We start from the raw sequence: 16790 nt of genomic DNA on the forward strand, positions 1-16790 counted from the left end.
CCCGGAGGCACGATGCAGGTGGAAAGCAAGAACCACCCGGGTGCCCCGCTGGGTACCCCGCCAAGGCAGGAGAGTGGCGATGATGTTCTGGTACGACCACGACGTCGGCGGGTGGGGCTGGTTCGCAATGTCGGCCGGCATGATCCTTTTCTGGGCGCTGATCATCACCGTCGCGGTGCTGCTGTTCCGCGCTCTGAACCACCCGCACCAACACGAACACACGCACACCCCCACCACGCCCACACCGGAAGACATCCTCCGTGACCGGCTGGCCCGTGGGGAGATCGACGAAGAGGAGTTCCGGCGCCGCCTGACTGTGCTGCACGCCGGCCCGCTCACCAAATCCTGAACACCGCCGCGCTCCGTTGAAGGAGGTCCGTATGAACGACAACAAGCGCAACTACGGCATGTACGCCCTTGCCGCTGCGATCGTCGTGGTCGGCGCCCTGATCGTCGGCGCGTCGCTGCAAAGCCTTCTCTGGCTCGCCCTCGTGGCGGCCTGCCCGCTGATGATGTTCTTCATGATGCGCGGCAGGCACGGCCAGGACATGCACGGCGGCCACGATCAGCACCGCGGCGACCGGGATGAGGACTCGCTGCAGAAGCACGACCACCCCACCGGGCCGGGACGGCCCTGACCGCCGAGGCCCGGGCAGGGGGGTGAGTGCCATGGCTGTTGTGTCCCTCGCTGGTCGGGTCGGGGAGCTGCGCCTGGCGGGCATCGTCTACGGCATCACCCGCCTGATCACCCCCGACGAGCCGCCCCACCACCGCCGGCCCGCCCGCGCGGACGGCGCGCCGCACTGGAGGAAGCGGAACGGCGGCTGGTGGGCCTGCGCCTTCACCACCGGGTCGACGCCGCCGCCTACCAGCGCCGCATGAGCAGCATTGCCCGGGGACAGCGCATAACCGCTGCAGACCCGACCAGTCCCGTGGGAGGACGTCATGACTGACGCCGCATACGGCCTGTGGCCCCTGGTGGTCCTCAACACCCTGCTCTTCGTGGTGTTCGCGGCCAGCTTCTTCCACCCCAAGTCCAAGCGGGACTGGCGCGCGATGGGCGCCTACAGCGCGTTCCTGGTCGCGCTGTTCACCGAGATGTACGGCATCCCGCTGACCGTCTACCTACTGGGCAGCTGGCTCGGCTCCAGCTTCCCGCTGCTGAAGGACACCCACGCCGGCGGCCACCTGTGGAACGACCTGACCAACTGGCAGGGCGACCCGCACCTCAGCCCCTTCCACCTGGCCAGCTACGTCGCCATCGGCACCGGGTTCTGGCTGATCGCCACCGCCTGGAAGCACCTCCATGCCGCCGCCCAGCACGACGAACTCGCCACCACCGGCCCGTACGCCTGGGTGCGTCACCCGCAGTACGACGGCTTTCTGCTCATCATGATCGGGTTCCTGCTGCAGTGGCCGACCATCCCGACCTTGATCATGTTCCCGGTGCTGGTGTACGTGTATCTGCGCCTGGCCCGTAGCGAAGAACGCGAGGTCGCCGCCCGCTTCGGTGAGCAGTGGACCGCCTACGCCGCACTCACACCGGCGTTCTGGCCGAAGCTGAGCCACCGGACACGCCCGCACGGCCAGGCCCCCGGCCGAGCCAGCGGGCCGGAGCAGCCCTCGACGCGGAGGTGAGCGCGATGACGGCGCTGACCTGGCTTCTGATCGCCGTCGGCCTTGTGACCGTCGCGGTCTGCGCCGCCCAAGTGCACCGTCGGCACGGACCTTCCCGGGGGGCCGCCCAGACTTTGCCGATTGCCGGTGTGCTCTCCCTGCCCGCGCTCCTGGTCGACGACGCCCCGGCGGCGGCCTGGGGCCTGTGGGGCGCCACCGCCATCGCCGCTGCCCTGACCTGGGCCGTCGCCGACACCCTGCGCAACGCACCCGGCCGGGTGCGGCATACGGCCCGGAGGACACGATGACCAGCAACGTGGCCAAGCCACCGCAGGCCAAGGCCAGTTCCGCCACCGTCGGCCCGGTCGCTCCGGCGACCGCCCCAAACGTGGTGCTTCAGGCGTCCGGGGTCACCAAGGAGTACCGGCGCGGCATATGGCCGGCCCAGCGCCGCACGCCGGTGCTGCGCGGTGTGGACCTGGAACTGGCGGCGGGCGAGGTGGTCGGCCTGGTCGGGGAGAACGGCTCCGGCAAGAGCACCCTGATGAAGATCCTGGTCGGGGACCTGGCCGCCGACACCGGCACCATCACGCGCGACGGGCGGATCGGCTACTGCCCGCAGGAGCCCGTCGTCTACGAACGCCTCACCTGCGACGAGCACTTCGAGCTGTTCGGCCGCGCCTACGGCCTGACCGACGACACCGAGCGCGCCTCCCGCGGCCGCATCTACACCCAGCTCGGCTTCGACCGCTACGCCACCACCCGCGCCGACCGGCTCTCCGGCGGGACGCTGTCCAAGCTGAACCTGGGCCTGGCGCTGCTTGCCGACCCCGAGGTACTGCTGCTGGACGAGCCCTACGCCGGCTTCGACTTCGATACGTACCTGAAGTTCTGGGACCTGGTCGCCGAGCGCCGCCAGGCGGGACGGTCAGTGCTGATCATCAGTCACTTCGTCACCGACGAGGAGCGCTTCGACCGCATCGTCCAGCTCCGCGACGGACGGGCGGTGCCGCGATGACCGTGCTGCTGACCCGGCGCTTTCTCACCGACGCCGTACGCACCCCGGTGAATCTGCTGGTGCTCGTGCTGGTGCCGGTGGCGTTCGTCGTGGTGGCCTCCCGCCCCTTGGCCGACACCGCCGAGCTACTGGGAGGACCGGGCGGGCCCGCGGTGCAGACCGCCACCGCCGGCTGGGCCGCCGGTTTCATCGCCGCCATCGCCATGTACTTCCAGCTGCGCGCCGCCCGCGCCGCCGACCGCCGCCTCGTCCTGGCCGGGCTCGCCCCAGCCCGGCTCGTGGCCGCCCGCATGGCAACCGGCCTGACCCTGGCGCTGCTCGCCGCCGTCGCGGCCCTGGTCGCGCTCGCCGCACGCACAGGACTGGGCGATGCACCGGGGCGGGTGGCGGCCGGAACGGTGATGTACGCGGTGATCTACCTGGCAATCGGCGCCGTTATCGGTGCCCTCGTCGCCAACCCGGTCAACGGCACCGTTCTGGTGCTGTTCATATGGATCCTGGATGTCTTCTTCGGCCCGGTCCTCGGCGCCACCGACCGAGCCCTGACCCGCGTGCTGCCCACCCACTTCGTCACGCTGTGGATGGTGGACCTGCCCTCCGGCCACAGCGGGCGCCTCGGCGATCTCGGCTGGGCCCTGGCCTGGAGTGCAGTCGCCCTCATCGCGGCCTGGTATGTGATCACTGTTATCAGCCGCACCCGTCACGCACGCCGAGGTGCCCGGCCCGGCTCGCTGCGGGCCCAGCTGGCCGCCGGGGTACGGATGGGACTGCGCGAAGCCGGCCGCAACCGGGTGCTGTGGGCCCTGCTGGTCGCGGTCCCCGTCGTCTTCGTCCTCCTGGCGGTGGCCACCACACCTCAGGAGAACACGACCCTCACCGTACGCGAGAACAGCCGCACGCTGGACCAGCAGGCGTGGCTGCCCGACATCCACGGCGGCACCATGGCCCCCATCGCCATCGGCTCGCTGGCCGCCCTCGTCGGCCTGTTCACCGTCCTCGACGCCCGCAGCGGCGACCGGCGCCTTTCCCTGGCCGGCTTCCGCCCCGCCACCCTGCTCGCCTCCCGCCTGAGCATCGTCGCCCTGGGCGCGCTGGTGGCCACCGCGGCCTCGCTCGCGGTCACGGCCACCGTCTTCGACGCCAGCAACTGGCCCCGCTACATCGCCGCCAGCATCCTCATCGCCCTCACCTACGGCCTCATCGGCGTCCTGCTCGGCCCCCTCTTCGGACGCGTCGGCGGCATCCTGATCGCCTTCCTCGTCCCCTTCCTCGACCTGGGCATCGAGCAGAGCCCCATGCTCCGCTCCGCCCCACCCGACTGGGCCCACGCGCTGCCCGGATACGGCTCCGGCCGCGTCCTCATCGACGCCGCCCTCACCCCCGGCTTCGACGAAACCGGCCCCCTGCTCATCGCCCTCGCCTGGCTGGCCGGCCTGACCCTGGCCGCCGCGGCGCTCTTCCATCGCGCGGTGGCTCCAGCCTCAGGCCCGAGCACCGTTGTGACCGGGGGTGGGAGCGCCGGTATCCGTGGCACGTCCATCGGGGTGAACGAACCCAAGAGCTCGGCGGGTCAATAACCGGGAATCCTTGTCAGTCGTCCCACACTCGGCACGTGCCGGTCACAACGGCGCAGCGTCCTCGAGGGCCGTGGAAGGCGATCACCATGCGCAGGAACTCGTCCGGGTCGTGTGTGCGTTTCCGTGCCACCGCTGCCAGGAGCCTTGGGACGCTGCTGGTCGCGGTTCTCGTCCTGGCGCTCCTGCCGGGCGTGGCCCAGGCGCATGGCGAGGAGAGCGATGAGGCAGCGGTGTTGGTCGAGCAGGCCATCGCCCTGATCGCCAACGACGCCGGCGAGTCACGCGTGGCCGAGCGCATCGAAGACGCCCTGATGGCGCCGCACAAGGAGGGCGTCGACCTGAAACTCGTCAACGACGCCCTCAAGGCCGTTGAACGTCCGGGTGCCGAAGAAGCCGCCCTCCGAGAAACCCGCAAGCTGCTTCTGGCGTCGCTGGGCGGCAAGCTGCCGTCCGCTCCGAAAGCCGGACAGCTCGTCACGGGCACCGAGACCGGGACGAGTGTGGTGCTGGATGAATTCCGGCCGGCACGCGGTGTCGCCGATGCGGCCGACGCGGCCCTGTTCGCGCTGTCCCTCGTCGCCATCGCGGCCGGCTTGTGGCTGTCGGTGCGGCTGCGCCCCCGCCACAGCATCCGCGAACTGCGCCGCCGCGCCGCCGCGGAAGAACACGGAGAGGGCAGGAAACAATGACCTCGACCTCACCGACCCCCACGCCCCCGGCCGGGGCGCAACCGGGTCGCCGCGGGTGGTTCCATCGCGCCGTCGACGCGATCGACGAACGGATGGGCATCAAGGCGCTCACCTATCCGGTGCCCGAGCACGCGAACAACCTGGCATGGAGCCTGGGCGGCATCACCGCGGTGGCGTTCGTCATCCTGCTCGTCACCGGGATCTACATCACGCAGTTCTACGCACCCATCCCGGAGGACGCGAACCAGTCCGTACGCGACCTGGTGACCGACGTGTGGCTGGGCAGCTTCGCCCGCGGCCTGCACTACTGGGCGGCGCAGGCGATGTTCGTCCTGGCGCTGCTCCACCTGCTGCGCGTGTTCTTCCACGCCTCCTACAAGAAGCCGCGCGAGGGCAACTGGGTCGTCGGTGCGGCGATGTTCCTGCTGACGTTCCTGGCGGTGTTCACCGGCACCGTCCTGAAGTGGGACCAGGAGGGCTACGAGGCCATGATCCACAACCTGGACGTGGCCGAACTGCTCGGCGGGGCCGGCATCTGGTTCACCGACGAGCTGACCGACCGCGTGTCCATCCTGCTGCGCCTGTTCAACGCCCATGTGGTGATCGTCCCCGGCCTGATCCTGCTGCTGTTCGTATGGCACGCCCTGCTGATCAAGCGACACAAGATCTCCTCCCACCCCGAGATCCCGGTGGCCGGCGTCGAGTCGGCCGAGCCGTTCACCACCCACCTGCAGCGTGTGGCCGCGTTCGGGCTCGTCCTGCTCGGCGCGCTGTCGCTGTTGGGTGTGCTGGTGCCGCCCGTGGTCGGCCCGACCCCCGTCGACGGGATCGAGATCACCCGCCCGCTGTGGATGTTCTGGTGGTTCTTCCCGATGGAGGAATGGTTCGGGGTCGCCTCCATCGGATGGGTCATCCTGGGCGTCTTCGGACTGACCTTCCTCGTGCCGTTCCTGGACCGCAGTCCCAGGCGGAGGTGGCGCGAGCGCAAGGTCACCGTCGGCGTGGCCGTCGTACTGCTGCTCGCGCTCGCCGCCATCACGATCCAGGTCTGGATCGCCAACCCCAAAGGGCACTGATGTCCGCTGCTGTCGTGCGGCGCGCACGACGCTGGTTCTGGGGCCTCGCCGTGACCGCGGTATGCGCGGCGGGTGCCCTCTACGAGGCACTGCGCGGCGCCCCTGGACCCGGTACGGCCATGCTCGTCCTGATCAGCGCCTTGGTCCTGGCCGCTTCCGCCTTCCAGGCAGCCCGGATCCTGAACGTGCTCGCCGGTCCGCCCCGCAATCCACTGCGGCCGCGCCCCCAGGCGGCTGCCGTTGCCGGCCAGCTGCGCGACAGCGCGAATGACAATCGCGTCGCGAGGACCGGGTCGCGCCCTACGGCCACGCCCACTGACTGAACCGGATCAGTTCGCGGGGCGTACTACACATCGCTTCAACTATCGTCGGCAGCGGAGGTATGGAGCATGGTGCACCGGTACACACGAGCAGTCGGCGTCGCAGCGCGCCTCCTGCTCGTCGTCGTGCTGGCACTCGGCGTGTTCATCATGCATACGGTCGGTCACCCGAGCAGGGGCTCCGGCCCGGACATGTCCGCCACTCACGCGGCAGCCGCTCACGCTGGTGGCACGGCATCAATGCAGGGTGAGCGAGACAGTGACGCCCATCGGGGATCGCTCAGCACAGCAGGCAGCCCTGCCCACGGCCCCGAGCTGGCCGACGATGTGTCGGCGCCACACGACCCGGGTCTGGCTATGGACATGGCGTCGCTGTGCATGGCGGTGCTCGGCACCTGGGCGCTGGCCTCTCTGCTGTACGCGGCGCTCACCGCGCGGCGCGATTGGCCGGCCGATCTCGCCGCCCGGGTCTTCACGCTCGTACGCCCCGATCCTCCGCCCAGACCACCTGACCTCGCGCAACTGTCGATCCTGCGGATATAGGCCGATCCTCCCGTGCGGGCTGGCCCGTGAGGGCTGCCCGCCGAGACGACGACGCATCCATCCGCAGAATCGACCAAAGAGGTACACAGCACATGACCGTCTACAAGCGTTCCTTCCGCATGCCCCTGCACCGCGGTGTCGCGGTGGTGGGAGCCATCACTGCCGCGTCCCTGCTGCTCGCCGCCTGCGGCGGCAGCGACACCTCCGGCGCCGGGAATGAGGGCCACAACTCCGCCGCCACTCAGGAGTCGACGAAGTCACCTGCCGCGGGCGCGTCCAACGACGCGGACGTGGCGTTCGCCCAGTCGATGATCGTCCACCACCAGCAGGCCCTGGAGATGTCCGAGCTGGCTGACGGCCGGGCGTCAGACCAGGAGATCAAGACTCTGGCGGGGCAGATCGAGAAGGCTCAGGATCCCGAGATCAAGACCATGCAGTCCTGGCTCACGTCGTGGGGCAAGCCGGTTTCGTCCGGCATGGACCACGGCGGCATGAACCACGGCGGCTCCATGCCCGGGATGATGTCCGAGAAGGACATGTCGGATCTCATGGCCGCCAAGGGGACGGACTTCGACCGCAAGTTCGCCGAGTTGATGATCGCCCACCACAACGGGGCCATCGACATGGCGAAGGACGAGCAGAAAAACGGCGGCGACGCCGCGGCGAGGAAGCTCGCCGACGACGTCATCAAGAACCAGTCCACCGAGGTGAAGCAGATGCAGGCCATCCTCGACCGGCTCTGATCCGCACAGTGCCAACGCTGTTCCGGGCCTTCCGCACGAAGGCCCGGAACGGTGGCGCATACCTCCACTCCCGACTGCGTCGAAGTCGGGCGCGCGAAGGAGCCTCGCGCTGCACGGACATGTCCATTGCGGCATGGCCTTCCATCGATCCTGCCACTCCGCGTTCGGCCTGCTCGCGCGCCTGGCGTAGGAGTGCGTCGCGCAAGCACAGCCAGGACGATGATCATGATGAGGCCGCCGAAGAACTCGGCCGCGGTGAACTGCCAGCCCATCAGCAGCGCCAGGATGACGCCGAGTTCGACGACGAGGTTGGTGGAAGCGATCTCGAAGGCCATCGCGGCGGTGAAGCCCTTGCGCAACAGCGATCGGGCCAGCGCCACCGCGGCATAGGAGCAGGACGACGAAGCGGCACCGCTTCGACCAGAGCTACCCGCACAAGAGTGTTCCCGCCTACGGGGCCGACGCTGCGCTCCTGATCGCTAGACGGTGGGCCTCCGGGCGCCGGGCAGGGCTGAGCGATGTCCGGGCGATCTCGTCGGGCCCGAGACGCTGGGGGGAATCTGCTCTCTCCGTCTCGGCTGCGGGCTCAACCGCTCGCGCTGAGGCTGCTCATGACGTCCTTCATGTCCTCGATCAGGAGTGGTTCGAGTTCCTTGGGGGTGGGAGGCGGGGAAACGTCTCCCCTGGCCATGGTGGTCAACGCCAGCGTGAACTCGGCTCCGCCGTCGAGCACATTCAGTTGCATCCAGTGGGAGCCGCTCCCGAATTCGTTGGTCACCAGATAGGCATGGTCCGCGAGGCCGGGCACACGGTGCACATCGGACTTTCCCCCACCCCCGCCCGCCGCGAACCGCTTGCGGGTGCCAGCCCTCATGGCCTCGAACTCGGCTGTCAGGTCGGTCTGTTTGTGCAGGACGACCGAGAGCTGAAGCCGGCCGCGGTGCAGGCCCTTTCCGCTGGCCTGCAGCTCACCGAAGCAGTCCGCCGTGTCCATGGCGGTGTGCCTCGTCACCGAGGACGTCCAGTCCGTGTCCTTGGCGAACCGGGTGCTCAGCCCCGGCAGGAGGGCCTTGTCGCACAGCTGGTCTGCGACGCGATAGTCGACCGTGTCGGGTGTGCCGGGAAGCCCCAATGCGTAGAGCCCCGAACCCCACACGACCGACGCCGCCACGACGCCTCCCAGCCCGCCCAATATCCAGGCCTTGACCCGGGGTGTGCGGGGCACTGATGGGGCTTCGTCGTCCGCGGTGTCCGGAGCGGGCGATTCCGGGAAGCCTCCGATGACCTCGGGCTCGCTGATTGCGTTCTGCTGTGGGCTGTCCATGGTCGTGAACCTATGTTGACCAGCGGCTTCCCAGGAGAGATCGCTGATAACGATGTGAATCGCCGAACATGATCGCCCGGACAAGTCCTAGCCGCGGGGCAGCACTCAGCATGCGTGCGGGTCGGAGCTCTGCTCCCGCACGCGCAGACGGCCGGCGGCTTCCAGCGCGTCCAGGCGACGCTGCTCGGCCGCGGCCCAGGTGCCGACGCGCGCGGGATCAAGGGGGATGCCGTGCCCGACGTGAAGCCTGGTCGGGTTGAGTGCGAGCATCTCGCGCAGGCTGGCCAGGTTGCGCTGAGGGTCATCATGGAAGGGAGGGTTGGCGGGGCGGCCGGGGATCAGGCCCATGAAGGAGTTGGCGACGAGGTCGCCGGCCACCAGGTCGCCGTCGTCGGTGAGGACGGAAATCGAGCCGGCAGTGTGGCCGGGAGTGGGCATGATGCGGGCGTCGACGCCGAAGTCGTGCAGGCTCGTCTCCACGCGGACCAGGACGTCGGGCTCGAAGGGTTCGGCGGTGGCATGCAGTTTGGGGTTACGGTCCATCAGACGGCCCATTGGGCCGGTCGGCAGGTACGGCTCGCGGACCCGGCCGGTGCGGAACGGCTGGAGGTCGGCGATGTGGCCGGCAACGGGGGCGCCGGTGAGGCGGTGGAGTTCGGCGGCGGACCCGAAGTGGTCGATGTGCCCGTGGGTGATGACGATCAACCTGACATCGGTGGGGTCGATGCCGTAGCGGGCGACGGCGTCGCGGATCAGGGGTCCGCTGCCCGGGGTGACGGCGTCGACGACGATCGGGCGGCGGCCCAGCAGCAGGTAAGCGTTGATGGCGTGCTTGCCCAGGACCGGGATTGCGACGACCTTGGTGCGTGACATGAGGGCTCCGTTGCGGTGTGGGCAGGGCGGGATGGACAAGCGGCGCCGCGCGGGCGCCGTCCTGCCGTAGTGGTGAGGATGATTCAGGCGGTCCGGGGTGCGGTCGCGTCGGGCGAGCGGAAGCGGCGTCGGTACTCGGCCGGAGTGGTGCCCAACCGGTTCCTGAAGACGCGGTGCAGGGTCTCGACGGAGCCGAGGCCGGTGTCGGCGGCGATGCCCGGCAGGCTGCGGTCGCTCTCCTCCAGCAGGCGCCGCGCGGCCTCAAGCCGGACGGCTTCCAGGTAGTCGGAGGGGGTGCGGCCGGTGCGACGGCGGAACAGCCGTGAGAAGTGCCGCACGCTCAGGTGCAGCCGGTCGGCGAGGACCTGGACCGGCAGGTCCTCGGCCAGATGCTCCTGGATCCACAGGCGCAGGCCGTCGACCCGGTCGTCCGCCGGGGCCTGGAGAGACAGGGGAACGCTGAACTGGCTCTGCCCGCCGGGGCGTTTGAGGTACATGACCATCGCACGGGCCGTGTCCAGCGCCAGCGCCTGGCCGTGGTCCTCCGCGACCATCGCCAGCGCCAGGTCCAGGACCGCGGTGACACCTGCGCACGTCCACACCCTCCCGGCCCGGACGAAGATCGGATCCGGGTCGACAGCAACCGACGGGTGGTCGGCGGCGAGCTGCTCGGCGGTGAGCCAGTGCGTAGTGGCCGGAAGACCGTCAAGTATTCCGGCGGCTGCGAGCAGGTGGGCGCCCGCGCACAGCCCTGCCACCCGGCGTGCCCCCGGGGCAGCCCGAGTGAGCCAATCAGCCACGACCAGGTCCACCACCGGCTCGACGCGGCCCGCCGACAGGTCCATCGCACCCGCTACCAGCAGAGTGTCCACCCCGTCGCCCACCGCCTCCAGAGCCACGTCGGCCACCAGCCGGATCCCGCCGGAGGTCCCAAGCTCCCCGGCAGCTGCGGCCGCGACCTCCACCCGGTAGCCGGGCTTGTCGGGGCCCAGCAGACGCGAAGCGATGGAGAACACCTCCGCCGGCCCGGTGACGTCCAACAGCTCGACGCCCGGGAAAGCGGCGATGACAACTCTGCGTGGTGCGGTCATGCCACGATCCTCACGTCCGGCAGGTCCGTCTGCAATGACCAGGTTCTGTCAGAAACAGCCATGCCCCGCCGCTCCGGTTCCGCACCGGGAACTGCCTGGCAGTTGGAAGGATGTGCCCCGCCGGGGGTTCGACGTGAGGTGACATCGCCAGTGAACCGCAGCGCGGTTCTTGGTCACACGCCGCGGTCATCTCGCCCCGAGCATGGTTGTTCGCCGCAACACAGTCGAAGAATCTGCGTCAGTGGAACCCGGCCTCGTCAAAACGCACGAAAGGAATCTCTTCACCGGCTTTCCGATAGCTGTCCGGGCTGCCGTCGACCTGGAACCCCAGGTACGAGCAGAGGCGGCGGGCGACCCTCGGGTGCGCGGTGGCGTAGCGGACCATGATCCAGCCCCCCTCGCCGGCCGGGTCGGGGCGCTGACGGCGTTCAGCGAGGCGGGCGGTGAACCGCTGGTTCCTGATGAGGGAGCAGGTTTGTATCCGCTCGGCTGGACGGATGCTTCGCCGCTCGGGGCTAGATCAGCGTGCCACCGCGCGGCTCGACCCGAAATGCATGTCGCCGATCGGCGGCCGCCTTCACACTCCACAAACAGGGGAGGCCGGTGACGGTCAGTCACGTGGACTCAAGCTGCGTCACCGTGCCAGTGCCCGCTCCCGTCCAGGGGCCGACCCTCAACCAGCCCCCCGCACGCATCATTGCACAATGCAAAGGTCCATTGCCAGGGCTCAACAGCCCCGGGATCCGCTCGTCTCTCACGTGCCGGACTGGGCCCTGGAACGGGTGCGGGCTCCGTTGACGGTGCGCGAGTCGATCTGGCCTCGCAGCCGTACGACGACAGTGCCCGGTGCGGGGGAGCCTCTGCGGAGGAACCTGGTCCACCGGTGATGTGTCCTGCGTGGGGGCGGCGAATGCGGCATCGGGCGGCTCCAGTGCATGAAAAGTCCTGTTGCCGACCAGACTTCCCGGCGCACCTACGGCAGGCTACGGGTCATTGGTCCGGGTCGTCTTCCGGGCAGGCCCGCGTTTCGGTCGCGATCGGCTCAGCAGGGGCGGGCTTTCGTGCCCGCGTGATGGCGGTTTCGACGGCTGCGACCCGATCAGCCAGCAGGCCGAGCGCGGCCACCGCCCGGCCGAGGGCGTCGTCGCCGGAGCCACCGATGGCCTGGGCCCGGTTGTATGCCGAGGTGATGGTGGCCCAGCGGGCAGCCTGTTCCTCGGTGATCGTCCCGCGCAGCGCGGCCAGCTTGAGCAGATTGGCCTCGGCTCCGGCGGCGAGGGTCTGCGCCTCGCCCGTGTAGTGGTCGTCGATCACTGCCGCCAGCTCGGTGTCGTTCATGACCGGGGATACGCGCGCCGCGATCTTGTTCATGTTGCGGTACGAGCCCTGGAGCCGGAAAGGCGGTTCGGTGCGGGTGGCGTCGAACTGGGCGGCGGAGGCGATGTACGCCTCGTTGACCGAGAGGACCGTCTCGCGCGCGGTGAGCAGATGGCGTAGTACAGCGAGGATCCGGTCGAGCTCGGCGGGTGCGTACGGGTGCGCGAGCAGGTCGCGGCGGGCGGTGGGGTCTTCGGCCGCGAGACGGACGAGCACGTCGAGGTCGGCGCGGTCCCGTCCGGCGAGAGGAGCGAGGACCGGGTGGGAGGTCAGGGCGTTCTCGATGAAGCTGAGCGCGAAGACGTCCTCCTTGCCGGTCAGGACGTCGCCGAGGTTCCACACGTCGGCGCGGTTGGCGAGCATGTCGGGGATGCGGAAGCGCTGCCCGGACTCGGTGTAGGGGTTGCCCGCCATGCAGACAGCGAAGCGCTTGCCGCGCAGGTCGTGGCCGCCCAGGGTGCGGGTGGCATCGCACAGTGGGATGAACTTCTGCAGCAGCTGCGGCGAGGTGTGCTGGATGTCGTCCAGGTACAGCAGGACGTTGTTGCCTGCCGCCAGCGCGAAGTTGATCTTCTCGATCTCCTGGCGGGCGGTGGTGTCCGGTGCATCGGCCGGATCCAGGGAGGTGACGCCGTGGCCGAGGGCCGGTCCGTCGACCTTCACCAGGAGCAGGCCGAGGCGGTCGGCGACGTACTCCATGAGCGTCGTCTTGCCGTAGCCGGGCGGCGAGACGAGCAGCAGCAGTCCACTGTTGTCGGTCCGCTTGCCGTCCCCGGCGGCACCGATTTGCTTGGCCAGGTTGTCGCCGACGAGCGGCAGATAGACCTCGTCGACGAGCCGGTTGCGTACGAACGAGGACATGACGCGCGGACGGTATTCGTCCAGGCGCAGTCGGGTCCGCTCGGTGGCGATGAGGTTGCTTCTCCGGTGCTGGTAGGCGCGGAAGCCGGGGACCACCCGCTGGGCGAAATCGCCTGTCCTGGCGAGGAATTCGTCCAGCCGCACGGTCAGGGTGCGCCGGTCGATACTCGGGTGCGTGCCCAGCAGGCCGTCGGCCGGGGCGCTGAGCGCCTGGTCCACGTCGTATCGGGCAAGGTCCGGGCAGATCTCGATCGCGACGGCCTCGGCCAGGTCACCGGAGTCGACGGCCTCTCCGCAGGAGGCGGCGTACGAGACGAGCCAGCCCTCGACCAGCCGGTGCGCGGCTGCCGAGTCGCCTACCGCGAGACGAGCGTGTACGTCTTCGGCGTACGGTGACGAGCCCGCCGCCCGGTGGAACTTGTCGAGCAGCGTGCGGGCCGCTCGGCTTGTCGCGAAAGATTCGCCCAAGGCCAGTTCCTCGACCAGGTACTCGGCGCCAAGGCCGGTCAGTGCTCCCGCACCGGCAATCTCGGTGTGCAGCGCTTCCAGCGCCGGTGCTGTCCCGAACATCTCCCGCGCCCGCACCAGCGACGCGGCCTCGCCCGCCCACGCCTCACGTGCCTCAGCCGTCGTCCCGTGGGCCCAGAACAGCTGGGCAGCGGCCCGGGCAGCGGCCGGGTAGCGCAGCAGCCCGGCCGTCTCGCGCAGCCTCAGCACCACGTTCAGAATGGCCGCTGCGTCCTGGTCGTGGACGCCGCGCTCGTATCCCTCGTCGTAGGCGGCCTCGGCCGCCTCCCGGGCGAGAGCTGGAAGGTCGGCACCTGTCAGAGCCTCGGCGCCGTGCTCGACCAGCAACCGCGCGGCGAGGTACTCCGCCCGGTAGACATCGGCGTTCTCGGACGGGAGCAGCTGGTCCCAGTACGGGTGTGTGGCAGCGAAGTCTGGGTCGGTGACAGGCGAGCGGTAGTCGGTGCCGGTCAGTGCGAACGCCATTCCCCCGGCCGCGTGCGGCACGAGCGTGAGCTCTGGAGGCTGGGTGTTCACGGCGAACCGGTGCGCGCCCAGACGGATCGTGTCGCCGCCGTCCGTGAACAGTTCGGCACGGTCCTGCAGCGCGCGCCCGGCCTCCTGGCGGGCGGCCTTCAGCCGTCCCTCCAGCTCTTCGGCCCGTACTTGGTCACCCAGGTCGCGCAGAGCGTCGGCGCTACGGCGGACCTTGGCGGCCATGGGGTCGGAGACGAAGTAGGTGTTGACCGCGTCGAGGCTGTCCAGGGTGGACGCCCGGCGGGCGATCGTCCCCAGGAAGCGTCCCGCTGATTCGGCCAGGCGCTCGGCGCGGCGGGCGAGAGCGTCCCGCAGCGTCTGCTTGCGGCCCGAGAAGGCGTCGTTGATCTCGGCGCGCTTGTCCGCGATCTCGGCGAGGAAGCCGTCGTGGTCGGCGAAGCGCGACTCCAGGTTGTCCAGATGCAGGAGCAGCCGGACGAGCTGAGTTTCGCAGGTCTCGGGGGTGTCGGCCGCAGCCAGCGCGCCGATGACCGACTGGCCGAGCAGCGCGAACTCGGCCACGAACGCCGCCTGCCCCTCCCGGTCGAGGAACTCGCGTCGCCGGGCGGCGAGCAACGCGCGTATCCGGTTCAGGCCGCCCAGCACCTCAGCGACCCGCTCCAAAATTGCGGTACGCACGGTGGCGTTCCCGATGTCGAGGCCGGCGACGACCTCGGTGAGTGCCTGTAGCCCGAAGGTCCGCTCGTCCAGCCGCTCGGTGAGGGTGTCGGCCTCGGCAACCGTGGTGATGGCCTCGGCATTGGTCGCGAGGCTTTCGACCTCGCCCTGGTAGTCGGCGAAGGCACCCTCGCGCCGGAGGAAGGCGACCGCGCGCTGCGCGGTGGCGGCAATGTGGGCCCCGGCCTGTTCGACGAGTGCTTCGACGGCCTCCGTGTCCGCGTACCGCATATCCTTCAGAGTCACCAGACCCCCCTGGGCCCGGCGCAGTTGGGTAATGCGCGCGATCCACTCCTCGGCGCTGGTGGGCACCTCGCCGCGGATGCGCCGCACCAGTCGCTGAAGGCTCTCGGTGGACTCCGTGAGCGCCTCGGCGGCCCGATGAGGGCCTGTACGGTCTCGAACTCCTGCAGCACCTGCTCCGCGGTTGCCCGTACCTCCTCCAGCGGGCTGCGCAGGTCTCCGGTGTCCGCGTCACCCAGCCAGTGGAAGCGGTCGGCAGCCCGCACGCAGGCAGCGGCGAGCGTCTCGTACATCTCGCCCGTGGGGGCGGTGTCGGCGACTTGGCGGGCGATGGCCAGGCAGTCGGAGATGCCGCGTACGAGGTCGGCGTTGCCGATGCGGACGAGCGGCCCTGTGCTGCTGTCGGCCTGGACGGCGGCCGCGTGCGTGTCGGAGACGTACGGGGTCCGCCACACCTGCACGGAGTGGACGCGTGCCGGCTCCTGGAACTCGGCGCGCAGCGCGATGAGCGTGCCGTCGTCGAAGAGCGCGTAGCCATGGCAGGCAAGTGGGGCGGCAACCTCCTCGCGGATCACGTTGTACGGCAGCAGGAGCGTGCGGCCCTCGGCCCGAGCGTGGAAGGCGAACAGCACATCCTCGCCGTTGGGCGACCGGACGGCCCGCTCGAACTCCAGGTCAGTCGTGTCCGCGTCGAAGGTCCTCACCGCGCCCGTGGCGAGGCAGTAGCCACCGGAAAAGACGATGCCCTGGTCGTCCGGCAGCCGACGGCAGGACCGGCCGATGCTGTCCAGCCGGACCACGGTTTTCGTGACCGCGTTGAAGACCAGAGTCCGCCAGGTCTCCTCCTTGTAGGGGCGGACACGCAGCAGGACGAGGACGCCGACCCTCGCGTACGCCACCTCTGCGTCGGCGAGGGACTGGAGCGGCTCTTCGACCGGCTCGCTGTGGACGATGTCCTCACCGCTCTTCACGGTGAGGGTGCCGCCGACCGTCGAGACGAGGAGGCCGCCGTCGGCGATGGAGATGTGCGGGTGCCGGCCCGGTACATGATCCTCGCGTGTCGTATCCACCCACGCGAAGTCGTGCGAAGCCGGGGAGACGTGGTCGCGCTCGCCCCGGGCGTCGAGGAACCGCGCCTCGCCGGACGGGGAGAGGGACCAGCGCAGGACGCGGATGTCGTCGGCCTCAGCGCCGATTTGGAAGACGGCCAGCAGCTTGCCCTCGACATGGCGCAGCTGGAGGAGCCGTGCGCCCTGGAAATAGCGGTGCAGTGCGGCGAACTCCCTTACGAACTCCGGGTCGTCGAGGAGACCGGGCGCCGCGTCGTGGGGAAGACGGTTCAAGTCGCGGTCGTACAGGAAGAACACGTCATCGATCGCGGTCTCCTGCCGCACGCCGGCGGTGTGGCAGGCGACGAGCAGCGTGTCGCCGACGGCAACGAGGTCACGGGGTACGCAGGTCTGCTCCGTACGCATGTGCTCGGTGCCGGTGAGGGCGAGCTCGGTGGAGCCGAACTCCGAGATGCGCGTCGAATTGAGGGTCTCGGCGCGCCGCGCCAGCTCGGTGGCGTGCGCACCGAGCCGGGCGCGCAGCACCTCGTACGTACCGGCGTCCATGCCGGTCACCGTCGGCATCGTTGTCGCCGTCACCATGGGAATCCTTTCCTGGCCCTCAAGGGTGGGCCTGCGGCCGCCGACCCCCGTTCGGCAGCCGCAG

At 69.7% G+C, this 16790-nt stretch carries 16 protein-coding genes and 2 pseudogenes; 12 read left to right on the forward strand and 6 right to left on the reverse strand.

Annotation, left to right across the window (positions count from 1 at the left end):
- Nucleotides 1-79: 79 nt before the first annotated feature.
- From FBY35_RS33320 to FBY35_RS33375, 12 genes are all read left to right on the forward strand, one after another.
- Nucleotides 80-349, forward strand: a complete 270-nt coding sequence (locus tag FBY35_RS33320; RefSeq protein WP_186357124.1) for an SHOCT domain-containing protein — start codon at nucleotides 80-82, stop codon at nucleotides 347-349.
- Nucleotides 350-380: 31 nt separating this feature from the next.
- Entirely contained in the window at nucleotides 381-638 is a 258-nt protein-coding gene (locus FBY35_RS33325) for a DUF2933 domain-containing protein (protein WP_222123168.1), read from the forward strand.
- 31 nt (nucleotides 639-669) lie between these two features.
- Nucleotides 670-882, forward strand: coding sequence for a hypothetical protein (locus tag FBY35_RS33330; RefSeq protein WP_260848897.1), 213 nt, complete (start codon nucleotides 670-672; stop codon nucleotides 880-882).
- Between the two features lie 63 nt (nucleotides 883-945).
- Nucleotides 946-1638, forward strand: coding sequence for an isoprenylcysteine carboxylmethyltransferase family protein (locus FBY35_RS33335; RefSeq protein ID WP_142217640.1), 693 nt, complete (start codon nucleotides 946-948; stop codon nucleotides 1636-1638).
- 5 nt (nucleotides 1639-1643) lie between these two features.
- On the forward strand, nucleotides 1644-1925 hold the full coding sequence (locus FBY35_RS33340; protein ID WP_142217641.1) for a hypothetical protein: 282 nt from the start codon (nucleotides 1644-1646) through the stop codon (nucleotides 1923-1925).
- Nucleotides 1922-2635 carry an ABC transporter ATP-binding protein gene (locus tag FBY35_RS33345; protein ID WP_186357125.1) on the forward strand — a complete coding sequence of 238 codons (714 nt, stop codon included), beginning with the start codon at nucleotides 1922-1924 and terminating at the stop codon, nucleotides 2633-2635. The genes FBY35_RS33340 and FBY35_RS33345 overlap by 4 nt, the downstream gene beginning before the upstream one ends.
- A complete protein-coding gene (locus FBY35_RS33350) occupies nucleotides 2632-4212 on the forward strand; it encodes an ABC transporter permease (protein ID WP_222123169.1) in 1581 nt (526 codons plus the stop codon). Before FBY35_RS33345 ends, FBY35_RS33350 begins: the two co-directional genes overlap by 4 nt.
- A gap of 86 nt (nucleotides 4213-4298) precedes the next feature.
- Entirely contained in the window at nucleotides 4299-4901 is a 603-nt protein-coding gene (locus FBY35_RS33355) for a hypothetical protein (protein ID WP_142217642.1), read from the forward strand.
- Nucleotides 4898-5977 carry a cytochrome b N-terminal domain-containing protein gene (locus FBY35_RS33360; RefSeq protein WP_142217643.1) on the forward strand — a complete coding sequence of 360 codons (1080 nt, stop codon included), beginning with the start codon at nucleotides 4898-4900 and terminating at the stop codon, nucleotides 5975-5977. The genes FBY35_RS33355 and FBY35_RS33360 overlap by 4 nt, the downstream gene beginning before the upstream one ends.
- Entirely contained in the window at nucleotides 5977-6300 is a 324-nt protein-coding gene (locus FBY35_RS33365; protein ID WP_142217644.1) for a hypothetical protein, read from the forward strand. The genes FBY35_RS33360 and FBY35_RS33365 overlap by 1 nt, the downstream gene beginning before the upstream one ends.
- Nucleotides 6301-6366: 66 nt before the next feature.
- Nucleotides 6367-6840 carry a DUF6153 family protein gene (locus FBY35_RS33370; RefSeq protein ID WP_142217645.1) on the forward strand — a complete coding sequence of 158 codons (474 nt, stop codon included), beginning with the start codon at nucleotides 6367-6369 and terminating at the stop codon, nucleotides 6838-6840.
- A 92-nt stretch (nucleotides 6841-6932) separates the two neighbouring features.
- On the forward strand, nucleotides 6933-7583 hold the full coding sequence (locus FBY35_RS33375) for a DUF305 domain-containing protein (RefSeq protein ID WP_142217646.1): 651 nt from the start codon (nucleotides 6933-6935) through the stop codon (nucleotides 7581-7583).
- Between the two features lie 82 nt (nucleotides 7584-7665).
- Here FBY35_RS33375 and FBY35_RS33380 read toward each other — a convergent pair.
- From FBY35_RS33380 to FBY35_RS33400, 6 genes and pseudogenes are all read right to left on the reverse strand, one after another.
- A pseudogene (locus FBY35_RS33380) lies at nucleotides 7666-7996 on the reverse strand (permease); the annotation flags it as partial.
- A 173-nt stretch (nucleotides 7997-8169) separates the two neighbouring features.
- Nucleotides 8170-8907: a hypothetical protein gene (locus tag FBY35_RS33385; protein WP_142217647.1), complete on the reverse strand. Its 738-nt coding sequence runs from the start codon at nucleotides 8905-8907 to the stop codon at nucleotides 8170-8172.
- 105 nt (nucleotides 8908-9012) lie between these two features.
- Nucleotides 9013-9780 carry an MBL fold metallo-hydrolase gene (locus tag FBY35_RS33390; RefSeq protein WP_142217648.1) on the reverse strand — a complete coding sequence of 256 codons (768 nt, stop codon included), beginning with the start codon at nucleotides 9778-9780 and terminating at the stop codon, nucleotides 9013-9015.
- An 83-nt stretch (nucleotides 9781-9863) separates the two neighbouring features.
- Nucleotides 9864-10871 (reverse strand): GlxA family transcriptional regulator, encoded by a 1008-nt coding sequence (locus tag FBY35_RS33395; RefSeq protein WP_142217649.1) that lies wholly within the window; start codon nucleotides 10869-10871, stop codon nucleotides 9864-9866.
- Nucleotides 10872-11109: 238 nt separating this feature from the next.
- A complete protein-coding gene (locus tag FBY35_RS36295) occupies nucleotides 11110-11256 on the reverse strand; it encodes a hypothetical protein (RefSeq protein WP_160159361.1) in 147 nt (48 codons plus the stop codon).
- Nucleotides 11257-11861: 605 nt separating this feature from the next.
- A pseudogene (locus tag FBY35_RS33400) lies at nucleotides 11862-16726 on the reverse strand (DNA repair ATPase).
- Between the last annotated feature and the right edge of the window lie 64 nt (nucleotides 16727-16790).

Origin of the sequence: Streptomyces sp. SLBN-118, assembly GCF_006715635.1 — a bacterium.
In the GTDB taxonomy this organism is placed as follows: Bacteria; Actinomycetota; Actinomycetes; order Streptomycetales; family Streptomycetaceae; genus Streptomyces.